The following is a 15,397-nucleotide window of genomic DNA, read 5'->3' on the forward strand; positions in this document are numbered from 1 at the left end:
AAATATTTTCCGGTTAAAGCAGGAGTATTTAAAAGAACAGTAGCTCATGTAAAAGCTGTTGATGATATCTCCTTTGCAGTAAAAGAAGGAGAAACCCTCGGTCTGGTAGGTGAATCAGGTTGTGGAAAGTCAACAACTGGTAGAACAATCCTTCGCTTATTAGAGGCAACAGCAGGAGAAATAGTTTTTAAAGGACAAAACATTTTAACTTATGATCGAAAGCAGATGAGAAAGTTAAGAAAAGAAATGCAGATTATTTTTCAGGATCCTTATGCTTCCCTAAATCCTCGGATGACGGTTGGTAATATTGTAGGTGAGGCTATAGATTTGCATAATTTAGCTGCAAGTAAAAAAGAGAGAAATGAAATGGTGAGAGAGCTCTTAGAAAAGGTTGGGCTTGGTTCAGAGTATATGCAGCGCTATCCCCACGAATTTAGTGGTGGACAGCGTCAGCGTATTGGTGTAGCCAGAGCTCTGGCAGTAGATCCAAAACTTATCATCGCTGATGAGCCGGTATCTGCACTTGATGTGTCAGTTCAGGCTCAGGTAGTAAATCTGCTGCAGGATTTACAGAAAGAATTTGGTTTAACCTTTTTGTTCATTGCTCATGATTTAAGTGTAGTTAAGCATATTAGTGATCGAGTGGCAGTAATGTATTTGGGTAAGATTGTAGAATTAACGGATAAAGATGATTTATATAATAATCCCAAGCATCCCTATACCCAGTCACTGCTTTCAGCAATACCAGAAGCTGATCCAAAAAAGAAAAAGGAAAGAATAATTTTGGAAGGAGATGTACCTTCACCGGTAGATCCACCTTCAGGCTGTAGATTCCATCCCCGCTGTCCTAAAGCATTTGCTAAATGTTCAGAGGTAGAACCAGAATTTAAGGAATATGGTGCTGGTCATTTTGCGGCCTGTCATTTGTTAGAAGATTAAAGAGTATCAATATAATTAAAGATACAAATTTATATATTTAGAGTGGAGGTCTTTAAAATGTCAATTAAATTTGATCTAAAAAAGAAAATATTTCATTTAAAAAATGAAGAAATAAGTTATGTAATAAAAATACTAAAAAATGGTCAGCTGGGCCATCTCTACTGGGGTAAAAAAATTAAAAAAGCTGAAAGATTAGCTCGTTATGATATCTCTCAGCACCGGCCCTATGAGGCTTATGCTTTAAAAGATGACACCGGCTTTATCTTAGAAAATATAGCCCGTGAGTATCCATCTTTTGGCCAGTCTGATTTTAGGGAGCCAGCCTATCAAACTGAAGCAGAAAACGGCTCAATTATCAGTGACCTAAAATATCAGGATCATCAAATTTACAGTGGTAAAAAAGAATTAGCTGGTCTGCCCTCAACCTATGTTGAAAAAGAGTCTGAAGCAGAAACTCTGGAGATAACGCTCTATGATGAGGTAACTGATCTGGAGGTAGTTTTAAGTTATACAGTCTTTAATGATTATCCAATAATAACCCGCTCGGCTAATTTTAAGAATCAGGGTCAGCAGAAACTCAATCTTAAAAGAGCACTTTCAATGAGTGTTGATTTTGAGAATAAAGATTTTGAGCTGCTGCAGCTTTCCGGAGCCTGGGGCAGAGAAAGAGATATTATCCGCCGTCCTCTGGAGCAGGGAATAACCAGAATTGACAGCAAAAGAGGGGGCAGCAGCCACCAGCAGAATCCATTTGTGGCTCTGGTTGAGCCGGAGACTGATGAGTACAGAGGAGAGGCCTATGGTTACAGTCTTGTTTACTCTGCTAATTTTATCGCCCAGGCAGAGCGCAATCACTATGGTAAAACAAGATTAACAATGGGAATTAATCCCTTTACCTTTAACTGGCTTTTAGAAAGTGGAGAAAGCTTCCAGACACCAGAAGTTGTAATGAATTATTCTGATCGGGGTTTAAATAAAATGTCTCAAAACTTTCATCAGTTATACAGAAGCCGACTGGTTAGGGGTAAACATAGAGATAAGCAGCGGCCAGTTTTGATCAATAACTGGGAAGGTACTTATTTTGATTTTGATACAGATAAGATATTAGAGATGGCAGCAGCTGCTGCAGAAGTGGACCTTGAACTCTTTGTCCTTGATGACGGCTGGTTTGGGAAAAGAAATGATGATACTTCCTCACTGGGTGACTGGTATGTTAATGAAGAGAAGCTGCCCGGAGGATTAGAATATTTAGCTCAGGAAATTAATAAATTGGAGATGGATTTTGGTCTCTGGTTTGAACCGGAAATGATTTCTCCAGACAGTGATTTATACCGTGAGCATCCAGAATGGGCCATCCAGGTCCCGGAAAGAAAATCATCAGAATCCAGGCAGCAGCTAATCTTAGATTTAAGCCGCAGTGATGTTCAGGATTACATCATTGAGCGGGTATCTGCTATTTTAGAGAAAGCAGACATTGCCTATGTTAAGTGGGATATGAACAGACCGATGACTGAATACGGTTCTTTAGAGCTAAAGGCTGAACACCAGAGTGAGTTAAACCACCGCTATATTTTGGGACTCTACAGAGTTTTAGAAGAGATCACTTCCAGCTTTCCGGAAGTATTGTTTGAAAGCTGTGCCGGTGGTGGCGGCCGCTTTGACCCGGGAATGCTCCATTATATGCCGCAGACCTGGACCAGTGATGATACTGATGCAGTTGAAAGATTAAAGATCCAGTACGGAACTTCATTAGTTTATCCTGCATCTTCTATGGGTGCCCATGTATCTGCTGTTCCAAACCACCAGGTAGAGCGCAGTACCTCACTTAAAATGCGCTATGATGTGGCAAGTTTCGGCAACTTAGGTTATGAACTTGATCTTACAGAATTAAATGAAAAAGAAATGGAAGCCGTCAAAAAGCAGGTTAATAACTATAAGGAGATCAGAGAGCTGGTGCAGTTTGGTGACTTTTACCGACTGCGGAGTCCATTTGCAGGCAATTTTACTGCCTGGTCTTATCTCAGTCAGGATCAGGAAGAAGTGCTGGCAGGATTTTATCAGGTGCTGGCGACTCCCAACCCGAAAGAGGAGACCTTAAAACTAAAAGGCTTAGATCCTGACAGGGATTATAAAGAGCTAAATAGTGGAGAAATTTATGGTGGGGATGAGCTGATGAATTTTGGTATCAAAGTTCCCTATTTAAAAGAAGACTTTTCTTCCAGAGTCTGGAGATTTAGACAAATATAAATAATAATAATCTAAGTTGATTAAAATTCATAAAAATTGATATTAACTCTTCTCTTAAAGAAGAGTTAATATATACCCTCTAAATAGTAGTTATTCAGCCTTTGCAGAATTATATTATAAGAAGATGTACTTTCTCTATAATATTTAACTAAAACTAAAAGCAATCTGTGAGGGCTGAGCTAAATACTATTTAATCTCTGCCTAAATAATGCTATAATGGAACTAGAGTTTGTTATAAGGAGGCTTTATAATGGGAGTAACACTTAAAGATATTGCAGAAAAAGCGGGTGTTTCTATTTCTACAGTGTCCCGTGTGATAAATGATGATCAGGAAAGTCCTGTAAATGAAGAAACAAAACAGAGAGTTTGGAAATATGTTAAAACCTTAGGTTATCATAAGAGTTCAAAGCGCAGTGCTAGTACTAAAAAAACTAAAGAAATTGGTTTAATTTTTAATATGACACCTGATATTTATAATCATCCTTATTTTTCTGTAATCTTGACAGCGATAGAAAATGAAATAAAAGAACGAGGTTATGATTTAGCATTTTCACTTTCAGAAAAAGATATACAGAAGCAGTCTACCCGTCATCAAGTGATTTCTTCAGATTTAGCTGGAGTTATAGTAGTTAGTGATTTCATAGAAGAAGAACTTTTAAATGAATTAAAAGAAAAATTTAAAAATCTAGTTTTTATTGATTCTTACAAAGATGATTTAAATAGAGATATCATTTTAGTGGAGAGAGAAAAAGCGGGTTATGATTTGACTCAATATTTAATAAATAAGGGACATCGGGATATAGCTTTTATTGGAGGATCTTTTTCAGAAAAATCAGCACCTGACTTTTATCACGAAAAAAGATTTTTAGGTTTTAAGAAGGCAATGACAGCAAACAATTTAGAATGGAAAAACAAATGGATTATTGATGGCAGCTGGGAAAAAGAACCGGCCTATAGAGCCACTCAGAAGTTATTAAAGCAAGAAGAGCTTCCGACAGCAATTTTTGCAGCGAGTGATCAAATGGCAATTGGAATTATGCGAGCTGTTCATGAAGAAGGCTTAAATATTCCAGAAGATATATCAATAATTTCTTATGATAATATTGATATGGCTGCCTATACGAATCCTCCCCTGACTACAATGAATATTCCCAAAACAGCAATTGGAAAATTGGCAGTTAAAAGATTAGTTGAGAAAATCGAGGGGCTGGACGAAGATTTAGATATTCCAATTAGATTTTTTGTTTCAACTAAATTAATTGAAAGAGCTTCTGTAGATGAACTGAAAAAAGAAATTAAATAATATTTAAGCCTTCTTAACTTTTTAAAAAGTTAAGAAGGCTTTTTATTATCTTAAAGCACATTATCCGCAAAATATTCAACTGCCTGAATTACAGCCATTTTCTTAACTTTATTGTTTTTAATTTTTTCTGATTTATAAAGCCCCAGTGCACAGTAAAGACCAGTATAGTAATGGGGATTCCAGTGTGGATTATAATATTCAGCAAACAGTTGATGCAGATGACTAATAGTTTTTTTATAATTCTCAGCAAGATTATGGAAGAGGAAATCTAAATCATTTTGATAACTTTTCAGAGAGAAATTATCTTTAAACTGATGATAATTTTCTGCGATTTGAGTTTTTCCTTGATTATTTTTAGCAAGTTCCAGGCGTTTTTGCTCAATGTTTTTACTGCCAAAGTAATTTTCCAGGATGATGTAGGGAGGAAGCTCTTGATAAAATGAGCTATCTTCCAGCATAAAAAAGGTGTAATAAGTAATCATATGGTGTAAGTTAACTATTCCACTGCCTGAAGCTGCCCTTAAACCGAGTTCTTCTAGATTGTCTGGAGCTGGTTTTTCGTTTTTTACTTGATCAGAATTATATTTACTCTGGTAGCTGAAGCGGCAGAGATACATTACATAACTTAAAACTCCAGCTGCTGAAACATCTTTGTGATGATTGACCAGATCTCTCATCACAGGAAAAAAACAGCTTACACTGTGGCCCAGGCTATCCGGAATTCTTTCCATACCAAGGTTAATAAGATACTCTTTTAGCTTTTCAGGTTGGTGTTCCAGAATTCCAAGCGCATAATAAAAGGAGTTATGGGAGTTCCCATTATTTATTTCTTCAATCAGTTTACTATAGGTTCTTTGATTAACCTCGTTTTCCTTATAACCGCTACTATCTGCTTTAAGATTAATAAAATGTCTTTCTGATAAACCGAGCATTACAACCCTGGCAATTTCCAGTTCAGATTCTCTGGAAAAATAATTTTTCTGAGAAAGTTCTCTCAAAAAAAGACTCATTTTGACAAAATGAAAAGATCCATAACGCAGGCTGCATTCCATCAGCATTAATGGTAAGAAACCTTCAATCAATGAGGCCAGCGAAAAACTTGTATCACTTTTTAGCTCCTTGAGATATTCTTTAATTTCTTCCTGTTGGTGATTAATCACTGCTTTTTTGAGTTGGGAATCCATCATTTTCTCACTCCTTATGATAATTAGTTTTTGACTTCATATTTATATTTTATCATATCTCACATTTAGATGAAATTCTCAACCCAATCAGCAGCTCTAACATCAGCTTTCTTCTAGAATATAGATTTATTTGTGCTTATTCATCCAGTTTAAATCTCAAAATCTGATCATCATTCTCGCGGGGACGACCTCGACCATCTCGATTATTAGTTAGAAAGTAAAGGTAACCATCCGGGCCAACCACAGCAGTTCTAATCCTGCCGTAAATAGAAGTGTTGGCATCACGGAATAGATGTTCTATTTTATCAACTTTAAAATTATCATTATTTCTGCTAAATCCAATTCTAACTAGAGACTCACTGCCTAAAGTTCCGACATATAAATCTCCACGATAAAAAGTCATTCCAGAAGGTGGCACAGTATCTTCCCACATAATGAGTGGATTTGCATATTCACTATCTTCGAAATAACCGATTTTGTCCGGCCAGCCAAAATTACTTCCTGCTTCAACAACTTTGATTCGATCCTTTGCTCTTAGACCATCTTCACCGGAAGGACCATGATCAGAAATAAAGAGATCTCCGGTTTCTGGATGCCAGTCAATTCCCTGGGGATTGCGGTGGCCAAGGCTGTAGACAGGAGAGTTTCCAAATGGATTATCATCCGGAATTGTACCATCTGGAGTAAGACGCAGAATTTTTCCTCCCAGATTGTCTAAATCCTGTGCAATTTCTCGGGTAAAGGTTTCTCCAGTTGTAATATAAAGCATTCCATCCGGCCCAAAGGCAATACGACCTCCATTATGATTGTTTCCTGCTGGAATCTGATCAATAATAATTTCTTCCTCAACTGCCTGATCACCCTGGTCAGTAAATCTGGAAACTCTATTATATAGCTCACCGTTACTGCTGGTGTAGGTATACATCAGATAAATATATGGGGTTTCTGGGAAATCGGGGTGATGTGCCATTCCCATTAAACCGCCCTCTCCCCGAGAATCAATATATAATTCCAGGTAACTTTGATCCTGCAGCGAGCCGTCTTCAACCAGCAGAACTCTGCCACCTCTTTCGGTAATTAAGGCTCGATTACTTTCAGGCAGAAAAACTAGTTCCCAGGGGACATCAAGATTCTGCTGCCAGACTTCAACTTCAATATTTTCAGGGCTCAAGACATATTCATCCTCTACATTCTGTGGAAACTGACCAACTCTAATTTGTGCCTGAACTGAAAGTGATAAAGCAAAAATCAAGATTAATGCAAGCAAAAAAACTTTCTTTTTCATATATATTACCTCCATAATTTTGTAATTAAAAAACCCAAAATTAATTCCACTTATAATTGTATTATTTATAAAGAATAATTTCTAAAAAGCATTTAACATTTTCAGAAAATTATTTACATACTGTTAATTTAGAAGTTACAATACTGTAATAATAGGGCGATATGATTGACTTAAAGAATAATTTAGGAAAGGAGAAGTGAATTTTGCTTAAAGTAGGTGAGGAAATGAAATCGATAAAAGCAGGAGATGTCTTTAGAGAAAATAGAGGAGTGACAGTGCCAATCTCTGCCAGGACCAAAAATCTGGTAGACATTTTTAATCTCAATAATATCCAGAGTATTGTTGTACTTAAAGAAGAGCGGGCAGCTGGATTGGTTATGAGAGATAAGCTTTTTTATCGTCTGGGCAGCAGATTTGGCTATAATCTATATATGCAGAAAAATGTAAACGCAGTTATGGATAGTAAGCCGCTGATTATAGATTTTGATGAGTCAGTTCTTAAAGTTTCCAAAATAGCGATGAGGCGTCCACAGGAGAAAAGTTTTCTGTTCTTTATCTGGATCTTGATAATTTTAAAGCATATAATGACAGCTATGGTTATCGTAAAGGAGATGAGGTTATTAATTACACTGCGGAAGTACTTAATAACTGTGCCAGAAAAATTATGGGTGAGACTTTTCTCGGTTATATTGGAGGAGATGATTTTGTAATAATCACTGCGGCTGAAGATGATGAATACCTGGCAGAATTAATCATTGAAAAATTTGATTTAGGGATTTGTAGATTTTTTAAAAGCAAAGACTTATTGAGAGGATATCTTGTTTGCCCTGATCGTCAGCATAAGATTGTTAATACCCCTCTGACTTCAATTTCAATTGCGATAGTTTCGAATAGTGATCGAAAGTTAAAAAATCATCTGGAAATTAGTGACCGAGCAGCAGAATTAAAAAAAAGGGTAAAAGAAATGCCGGGAAGTAATTTTATTAAAGACAGGAGGATGGAAAAGACAAATGGAGAGTTTGAGTTATGTTAAAAGTATAAATTTTGGTTACAGTTATTCCAGTCTCTTGAAAAAGATGATTAAGGAAGCTGACTATAATACATATTTGCACAGTCAGCGTTTAAAAATGACCGCTTTGCTACTGGGGGAAGAACTAGAGCTTGAGAAAGATAAGCTGGAGGATCTGATGCTGCTGGCTGAGCTTCATGATCTGGGAAAAATAGTTATTTCGAATGATATTTTATTTAATGATGTACCTTTAAATGAAAATGAGTGGCAGCAGATCAAAGAACATCCGGTGACAGGTTTTCAAATTGCCTATATTTCTTTAGACATGGTCGATGTAGCGGAAGGAATATTAACTCATCATGAGTGGTGGGATGGAAGTGGTTATCCCCTGGCTTTAAAGGGGGAAGATATACCTCTGGCAGCCAGGATAATTGCCCTAGTTGATGCCTATGATGTAATGAAATACGGACGAAATTACAAAAAGGCAATGAGTGACCAGGAAATCATCGAAGAGTTAAGGATAAGCTCCGGGATTCAGTTTGATCCACTTTTAGTAAAAATATTTATTGACAGACTAACAAACGTTAGTTATAATTAAACTATGATAGATGATAGAAATAAGGCAATTAATAAATGAAATTTTAAACTGGAGGTGGAAAAGTGAACTCTACCCGAGAAAAAATTTTAAATGAATCATTAGACTTATTTGCAGAAAAGGGCTATCACGGTACTTCAATGCGGGAAATTGCAAAAGCAGTTGGAATTAAGGGCAGCTCAATTTATAATCACTTCAGCGGCAAAGAGGAAATCTTTTCGGAATTATTTAATTACCTGGCTCCTCTGAATTTAAAATCCGAAAAATTTCAAAATAAATTTCAGAAAGCAGAATTGGATCCTCTGGGAACTCTTAATTATTTTGGCAGCATTGTAATTAAAGAGATGCAGAATCAAAAGAAAGTCAAACTTTTAAAAATGATGCTTAAAGAAAATAATAATCCAGTAGTTAAAAAGCGATTGCAGAATAGAATGGGAAATAATATTGAAAGGATTTCAGTCTTTTTTGGCAGGCTGCAGGAACAAGGGAAAATAGAAAGTGATTTGGACCCGGATTTTACAGCTAACGAATTTGTCGGAACACTGATTTATTATAGACTGCGTTTTTTGCTTTTTGAACTGGATGATTTTGAGGAACTAAAAAAAGCTACTCAAAAACATATCAGATTTTTCTGGAAAACTATCAGGACAGATTAAAAAGGAGGCCAAAATGTTTAAAAAAATTACGATATTTTTGCTAATATTATTCTTTTTCTTATCACAATTCGGTCTGGCTCAGGAATTAGATGGAGATCAGGTTTTAGAAAAGGTAGAAGCTTCAAGGCAGGCTAACAGTCATCAGATGAAGATGGAAATGGAATTATACAGCAGTTCTGGTGATATGAGAAGCAGAGAACTTAATAATTATCGACTGGAAGGAGAAGTTGAGCGGTCTCTAATGCAGTTTACTGAACCTGCTGATATCAGCGGCACCGCCTTTTTGCTCCTGGATGATCAGACCAATAATCAGGAAGATATGTATCTCTATTTACCAGCACTGGGTTCGGTCAGGAAAATATCCGGGAGTCAGAAAAATGGTAATTTTGTGGGCTCAGATTTAACTTATAATGATCTCAGTATTTTTAGTGGAGCCAATTTTAGAGATAATTATCAGGCAGAAATCATATCGGAAGATACTGGGATAATTGAATTACATCTGAAGATTACTGATCCGGATATTGACTACAGCTATGGCAAAATGTGGGTCAGAAAAGACCTCTGGCTGGCAGAGAAAATAGAGTATTACGATCAGCAGGAGGAGTTGTTAAAGGTTATCACCTTAAGTAACTTTGACGAAATTGATGGTAACCGACTGGCCCGCAGAATAGAGGTAGAAAATGTTCAGAGAGAAAGCAGGACAATTTTAAAGCTGGTGGAAGTAGATTTTGATCCAGAACTTGACCCCGGTATCTTTACAACCCGCTATCTGCAGCGTCAATAAGTCAATTAGTCTGCAGAATTTAGAGGAGGTAAGCAATAATGAAAAATATCAGCCCAAAAATCAAACTAAATAATTTACTTTCTATTTTAGTTTTGACTTTAATTTTAAGCCTTATCCTTTCATTTAATCTGAGTGCAGCTTCTTACAGCGGAGAATTGAGCACTTCAGTAATTTATGAACAGGAATCAGAAAGGTGGCAGGACCAGAGCTGGCTGGAATTAGACTTTCAGCAGGATTTAAGTTCTGATTTAAACTATTATTTAAAAAGTGCTTTAACTTTAGAAAGCTATTATCAGCAGGATCAAAAAGAGAGAGAATTTGAGTTTGAATTTAAAGAAGCCTATCTAAATTATTATACAGCAAAGATTGACTGGAGGCTGGGTAGACAGAATTTTAGCTGGGGCAGTTCCTATAACATTAATCCTCTCAATTATTTTAATCCAATTGATCAGGGTGCAATTGATCCTTTTCAGAGTCGGGAGGCAGTTGATGGAATCAGAGCAGCCTATTATCCTAATTTTAATTGGCAGCTGACAGGGGTTTTAACTCAACATGCAGAAATTGATGAACTGCAGACTGCAGTCCAGTTAATCCGCAGGCGCTGGCGGGGTTATGATCTTGCTGCCTCTGTTTTTAGCGGTAATAGCCTGCAGACAGTTCCAGGAGCAAGTAATTTTTATCCGGAAGTTAATAAAATTGGATTTGATTTTAAGGGAGATTTTAGCAGCAAAAATATAGGCCTTTTTTCCGAAGTTGTCTACAGTGATTATCAGGATTCCAGGCTGGAAAACACCAATGAGTTAATCATTGGTCTGGATTATAAATTCGATAATAATCTTTATCTTCTGGGACAGTATTATTACCAGCAGCTGCCTCCTGTTCAGTCTGAGGCAAATCAATTATTGGTTTTGAGGGCCGAAAAACCTTTTGCCAATTTTCATAACTGGGAGCTCAATTTGATTTCTGACCTTAAAGCAGGAATGTCTCTGGTCCGGCCGAAAGTTATCTTTTCATTAAATGAAGGCCTTGATTTTGAAAGTGGAGCCGTTATTAAGCTTAATCAGAAAAGAGAAAGCAGTTTAAATCGACTAAATCAGGAACTTATCTATCTTTCTTTAAGTAAATACTTTTAGCAGAGGAGCTGATCTGAATGCTGCAGAAGATAATAGAAAAAATTTCATCACTGGCAGTTAAACATCCGCTTCCAGTAATTTTAATCTTTATTTTAATAACACTTTTTTCACTTTATAATTTACAGGCAATCGAGGTAGATACAGCAATTAAGAGTCAGATTCCGGAGTCGATGCCTTCTAGAACTAAAATAGAAGAGATTGAAAACATTTTTGGTGGTACAGAAATGGTTATGCTGACAGTAGAGGCAGAAGATGTGCTGGAGGCTGAACTGCTCAAGAAACTTCGTTTTATTTCAGACGAATTAGAAAAACTGGCAGAAGTTGATAAGGTCAACAGTCCCTTTACAGTAAATATTATTGAGGGTAGAGATGATGAATTATTGATAGAAAGCGCTGTCAGTACGATTCCAACAGACGCGGCTGGAAAAGAAAATTTGCGAGAGCGGCTTGCAAATAGCGAACTGGTCATGGGTTCGATTTTTGCCAGAAACTTTAAGGCAGTTAATATTGCTGTTATACTGGCTGAAGACTTTGATGATGCAGAGATCAAGAAAAAAATTAATACTATTTTGGCAGAAGCAGACGAACAATTTCCAGCTGAAGAAAGTATATTAAAGTCCGGACTGCCAATCATAAGAGCCTTAAATGCAGAAATTATGCAGCAGGATATGAGGCTTTTAATGCCGCTGGGCTTAGTTATTATGTTGATTTTTCTTTTCCTCTGTTTTAAACAGCTGCGGGGTGTCATTTTACCATTTACAGTTGTTATAATGTCAATAATCTTTTCTTTGTCTCTGCTGCCGCTTCTGGGCTGGAAGTTTCAGCTGATGACAGTTATTTTACCGGTTATTCTAATTGCGGTAACCAATGATTACGGAATTCATATTATTGCAGCTTATCAGGAACTGGCAGTTGAGCAGAAAAATTCAGTTCAGTTAAGTAGAAATTCTGTTTTAAAGCTGGGAGCTCCAGTAATTGCTGCCGGAGTCACAACTATTGTTGGTCTGCTTTCACTTTCCAGTCATATTATTGTTCCGGCTCGAGAACTGGGAGTGCTGGCAGGTGTCGGAATTACTTTTGCACTTTTAGCCAGCCTTTTATTTATCCCGGCAGTTTTATCTCTGCTACAAGTTAAAACTCCACTCAAAAATTATGGGCTTGGGGCTGGAAATAATAAAGAAATCAACAGAAAAGGAATTATAGACAGGATCCTGTTTAAAATCGCTAATCTGGTTGGCAAAAACGCTAAAAGGATTTTAATTTTTAGTGTTTTAATTATTCTGTTTCTTTCAGCCGGGATGCTGCAGATGCAGGTTGACACCAACCCAATTAATTTCTATGAAAAAGAGTCTGAGATTGTGCAGGCCACAGAAATAGTAAATCAGCATTTTGGTGGTGCAAATTCTATCTCTGTAGTTGCCAGGGGTGATATTACTCAGTCGGAGATGATGCAGAAAATCAGTGATTTTGAGCTGGCAATTGAAGAATTTAAGAATGTAGGAGAAGTAAGCGCAGTTTCTACAATAATTAGAACTATGAATAAAGAACTCCACAATGGGCAGCCAGAATTTGAAAAAATACCGGAAGCAGATTCTGCTTTATCTCAGTATTTACTTCTTTTTTCAATGTCAGGTGATCTTGATAAACTGATTGATTTTAGAGAAGAAAATGCTTTGATAACCGCTAGAATTAAAACTAACAGCACGGAAGAAATAAGAGGAGTTCTCAATAAAATTCAAAATGAGGCTCAAAATTATGAAGCTGGCACTTTCCCTCTGATAGGTGGATTTGGTGATCTGCTGTCTGAGCTGGTTAATGCTGTGGTTCGAGGCCAGATAATCAGTCTTTTTCTTTCAATAATCCTGGTTGCAGCTGTAGTTATGCTTTTATTTAAATCTTTTACAGCCGGTGTTTATACATCAGTTCCTCTGATAACTGCTTTAGTCTTTTTATTTTCGCTGATGGGCTTTTTAAATATCAAACTCGATATGATTACCACTATGCTTTCTTCGATAATGATCGGAGTCGGAGTTGATTATACCATTCATTTTCTCTGGCGCTATCGCGAAGAAAGAAGAAATTTATCCAAAAAAGAGGCGGTAGTTAAGACTCTAACAACTTCAGGCCGGGGAATAACTTTCAATGCTCTTTCTGTAATAGTTGGATTTTCAGTTCTTTTTGTTTCCGGATTTTTACCGGTTAAATTCTTTGCCTTTTTAGTAACAGTTTCTATTGCCACCTGTTTAATTGGAGGGTTGTTGATTCTTCCGGCTTTAGTTCTTGTTTTTGAGCCTGATTTTTTGGAATCAAAGTAAATGACGATAGGTACCAGGTACCTAAAAAGATTTCTGGTATCTGGTACCTATATTTATCTATAAACTTGATATTATTTTTAGTTTTGTTATAATAAAAAGTGGTTGAAAGAGCAAACAGGAGCAAATTATTCTCTAAAAGAACAAATCGCTTCTAATCAAATTACAATCTTATACAAGGTCAAAAATGCTCATAAAAGACAATAAACTTTTAAGGAGGGTTTTTTACTTATGGAAAAAATTAGAACGATTTTTGCTTCGCTGATGATTATAACACTGCTGATGACAGGAATGGCTTTGCTGCCAACAGAGACACAGGCTCAGGATAATACAATTGAACTGGGTTATGTAAACTGGGCTGGAACAGTTGCGGAGACTCAGGTTGCTGTGGAAGTATTGGAAGAAATGATGAATTATAATGTAGAGACAACAATGGTTGGAGTTGGTCCAATTTATGCGGCTTTAGCTGAAGGTGATATTGATGCATTTATGGGAGTTTGGCTGCCGCTGACACATCAAAGTTATATTGAAAGATATAAAGATGATATTATTAAAACTGGACCTAATTACAAAGGTGCAAGGATAGGACTTGTGGTCCCGGAATATGTTGATATTGATTCTATAGAAGAATTGAATGAACATCGTGATAAGTTTGATGGCCAGATCACAGGAATTGAACCTGGTGCTGGAGTAATGGAGGCAACTAGAGAAGGTATTGAAGAATATAGTTTAGATTTTGATCTTTTAACAAGCAGTGGACCTGCAATGACTGGTTCTTTAGAAAGTGCAATTCAAAAAGAAGAATGGATTGTAGTAACAGGCTGGCGACCCCACTATAAATTTGCCAAGTTTGATCTTAAGTTTTTAGAAGATCCTAATAATGTTTATGGTTCTAAAGAAAATGTTTATACATTCCACAACCCACAGCTAGCTCAGGAACATCCGGAAGTAGTAAGTTTCTTCCATGACTTTAGAATGACCACTGATGAAGTAGCTGAAGTTATGGCCTGGATCGAAGATGGAATGGAAGAAGAAGAAGCTGCCCGAAAATGGGTTGAAGAAAACGAAGAAAAAGCTCGCGGCTGGACTAATCCGGTTAGCGTATCTGAATAAATTTGAATATTTTAAAATAAAATCTAGATAAAACAAGTACCCTGCTGTTTAAACAGCAGGGTTTTTTAAGTTTGCCTGGCATGAATATTTGCTAATCAGTGAAAGTCTGATGTGGGGGTTAATAGTGCCAACCACTAGCTGAAGACAAGGGTGTCCATCGTGAGATGGAATCTGAAGGAAGTTGGAGGCAAAGCTTCGGTCTGAGGAATACGAACTGTATAGAAGGCACAATTCTGGGGATGAGTTTGCTTAACAAAACAAAGCCCAAAACTATTCAAGACAGGAAGTGTAAATACAGCGGATAGATGAAGTGAAAGTAAATATTCTTAACCAGGGAAGGTCTGACAGTAAATTGTGGTGATGAATTTCTAAGCAATAAACTCTGCAGTAATGTAAGAGATTAACTGTCAGAATGCAGCAGAAGTCATAGTAGATTGATGGATATATACATCGATTGAAGGATGAAACATTAAGAGGTTTCTTAGATTTGAACAACTCGATGGAAACACAGAGAAAGCAGACAACTTCATATGAAGGCTGCTCTCAGGAAAGAAGGCTGGAAGCTGGAAGGAATGCACACCAGGCAGTAAATAAAGCTAAAGAATATATAAATGATGGTTATACATGGGTGGTCGATATCGACCTTGAAAAGTATTTTGATACTGTTCAACATGATAAACTGATGTCTTTAGTAGCCAGGAAAGTGCAGGATAAAAGGGTGCTGAAACTAATAAGAGCTTATTGTTACAAGACATAAAATTCAGCAGTAGATCATATATTTTAGGACATGATCTACAACAGTAAGATTATTTAACATATATTTCCTGTTAGGATAAA

General features: G+C 36.7%; 12 protein-coding genes and 1 pseudogene. 11 read left to right on the plus strand and 2 right to left on the minus strand.

The genetic code is table 11. The features are described 5' to 3' along the window. From C8C76_RS14065 to C8C76_RS14075, 3 genes are all read left to right on the plus strand, one after another. On the plus strand, nucleotides 1-939 hold a 939-nt coding region (locus tag C8C76_RS14065; protein WP_108142740.1), incomplete at its 5' end, for an ABC transporter ATP-binding protein. A 57-nt stretch (nucleotides 940-996) separates the two neighbouring features. Next, nucleotides 997-3,186: an alpha-galactosidase gene (locus tag C8C76_RS14070; protein WP_108142743.1), complete on the plus strand. Its 2,190-nt coding sequence runs from the start codon at nucleotides 997-999 to the stop codon at nucleotides 3,184-3,186. Between the two features lie 250 nt (nucleotides 3,187-3,436). Next, nucleotides 3,437-4,489: a LacI family DNA-binding transcriptional regulator gene (locus tag C8C76_RS14075; RefSeq protein ID WP_108142745.1), complete on the plus strand. Its 1,053-nt coding sequence runs from the start codon at nucleotides 3,437-3,439 to the stop codon at nucleotides 4,487-4,489. 50 nt (nucleotides 4,490-4,539) lie between these two features. Here the strand turns inward: C8C76_RS14075 and C8C76_RS14080 are convergent, their stop codons facing one another. After that, nucleotides 4,540-5,676, minus strand: a complete 1,137-nt coding sequence (locus tag C8C76_RS14080) for a hypothetical protein (RefSeq protein ID WP_243734043.1) — start codon at nucleotides 5,674-5,676, stop codon at nucleotides 4,540-4,542. A 133-nt stretch (nucleotides 5,677-5,809) separates the two neighbouring features. Continuing rightward, nucleotides 5,810-6,958, minus strand: a complete 1,149-nt coding sequence (locus C8C76_RS14085; RefSeq protein WP_108142747.1) for a PQQ-dependent sugar dehydrogenase — start codon at nucleotides 6,956-6,958, stop codon at nucleotides 5,810-5,812. A gap of 556 nt (nucleotides 6,959-7,514) precedes the next feature. Here C8C76_RS14085 and C8C76_RS14090 point away from each other — a divergent pair. From C8C76_RS14090 to C8C76_RS14125, 8 genes and pseudogenes are all read left to right on the plus strand, one after another. Then, nucleotides 7,515-7,991 (plus strand): GGDEF domain-containing protein, encoded by a 477-nt coding sequence (locus tag C8C76_RS14090; RefSeq protein WP_108142749.1) that lies wholly within the window; start codon nucleotides 7,515-7,517, stop codon nucleotides 7,989-7,991. Then, nucleotides 7,969-8,565, plus strand: coding sequence for an HD-GYP domain-containing protein (locus C8C76_RS14095; protein WP_108142751.1), 597 nt, complete (start codon nucleotides 7,969-7,971; stop codon nucleotides 8,563-8,565). The genes C8C76_RS14090 and C8C76_RS14095 overlap by 23 nt, the downstream gene beginning before the upstream one ends. 62 nt (nucleotides 8,566-8,627) lie before the next feature. Then, a complete protein-coding gene (locus C8C76_RS14100; RefSeq protein WP_108142753.1) occupies nucleotides 8,628-9,218 on the plus strand; it encodes a TetR/AcrR family transcriptional regulator in 591 nt (196 codons plus the stop codon). A 13-nt stretch (nucleotides 9,219-9,231) separates the two neighbouring features. Beyond that, a complete protein-coding gene (locus C8C76_RS14105) occupies nucleotides 9,232-10,002 on the plus strand; it encodes an outer membrane lipoprotein-sorting protein (RefSeq protein WP_108142755.1) in 771 nt (256 codons plus the stop codon). Between the two features lie 38 nt (nucleotides 10,003-10,040). After that, nucleotides 10,041-11,135, plus strand: coding sequence for a DUF1302 family protein (locus C8C76_RS14110; protein WP_108142757.1), 1,095 nt, complete (start codon nucleotides 10,041-10,043; stop codon nucleotides 11,133-11,135). A 17-nt stretch (nucleotides 11,136-11,152) separates the two neighbouring features. After that, nucleotides 11,153-13,450: an efflux RND transporter permease subunit gene (locus C8C76_RS14115; RefSeq protein ID WP_108142759.1), complete on the plus strand. Its 2,298-nt coding sequence runs from the start codon at nucleotides 11,153-11,155 to the stop codon at nucleotides 13,448-13,450. Nucleotides 13,451-13,678: 228 nt separating this feature from the next. Beyond that, nucleotides 13,679-14,560: a glycine betaine ABC transporter substrate-binding protein gene (locus C8C76_RS14120; RefSeq protein ID WP_108142761.1), complete on the plus strand. Its 882-nt coding sequence runs from the start codon at nucleotides 13,679-13,681 to the stop codon at nucleotides 14,558-14,560. A 499-nt stretch (nucleotides 14,561-15,059) separates the two neighbouring features. Further along, nucleotides 15,060-15,302 (plus strand): annotated as a pseudogene (locus tag C8C76_RS14125) (reverse transcriptase domain-containing protein); the annotation flags it as partial. Between the last annotated feature and the right edge of the window lie 95 nt (nucleotides 15,303-15,397).

It is taken from the genome of Halanaerobium saccharolyticum, from assembly GCF_003053565.1.
Lineage (GTDB): Bacteria > Bacillota > Halanaerobiia > Halanaerobiales > Halanaerobiaceae > Halanaerobium > Halanaerobium saccharolyticum_B.

Excerpts from the sequence above, each read along its gene's own strand:
- C8C76_RS14070 (WP_108142743.1), top strand. The coding sequence starts at position 997 with ATGTCAATTAAATTTGATCTAAAAAAGAAAATATTTCATTTAAAAAAT.
- C8C76_RS14075 (WP_108142745.1), top strand. The coding sequence starts at position 3,437 with ATGGGAGTAACACTTAAAGATATTGCAGAAAAAGCGGGTGTTTCTATT.
- C8C76_RS14080 (WP_243734043.1), bottom strand. The coding sequence starts at position 5,676 with ATGATGGATTCCCAACTCAAAAAAGCAGTGATTAATCACCAACAGGAA.
- C8C76_RS14085 (WP_108142747.1), bottom strand. The coding sequence starts at position 6,958 with ATGAAAAAGAAAGTTTTTTTGCTTGCATTAATCTTGATTTTTGCTTTA.
- C8C76_RS14095 (WP_108142751.1), top strand. The coding sequence starts at position 7,969 with ATGGAGAGTTTGAGTTATGTTAAAAGTATAAATTTTGGTTACAGTTAT.
- C8C76_RS14105 (WP_108142755.1), top strand. The coding sequence starts at position 9,232 with ATGTTTAAAAAAATTACGATATTTTTGCTAATATTATTCTTTTTCTTA.
- C8C76_RS14110 (WP_108142757.1), top strand. The coding sequence starts at position 10,041 with ATGAAAAATATCAGCCCAAAAATCAAACTAAATAATTTACTTTCTATT.
- C8C76_RS14115 (WP_108142759.1), top strand. The coding sequence starts at position 11,153 with ATGCTGCAGAAGATAATAGAAAAAATTTCATCACTGGCAGTTAAACAT.
- C8C76_RS14120 (WP_108142761.1), top strand. The coding sequence starts at position 13,679 with ATGGAAAAAATTAGAACGATTTTTGCTTCGCTGATGATTATAACACTG.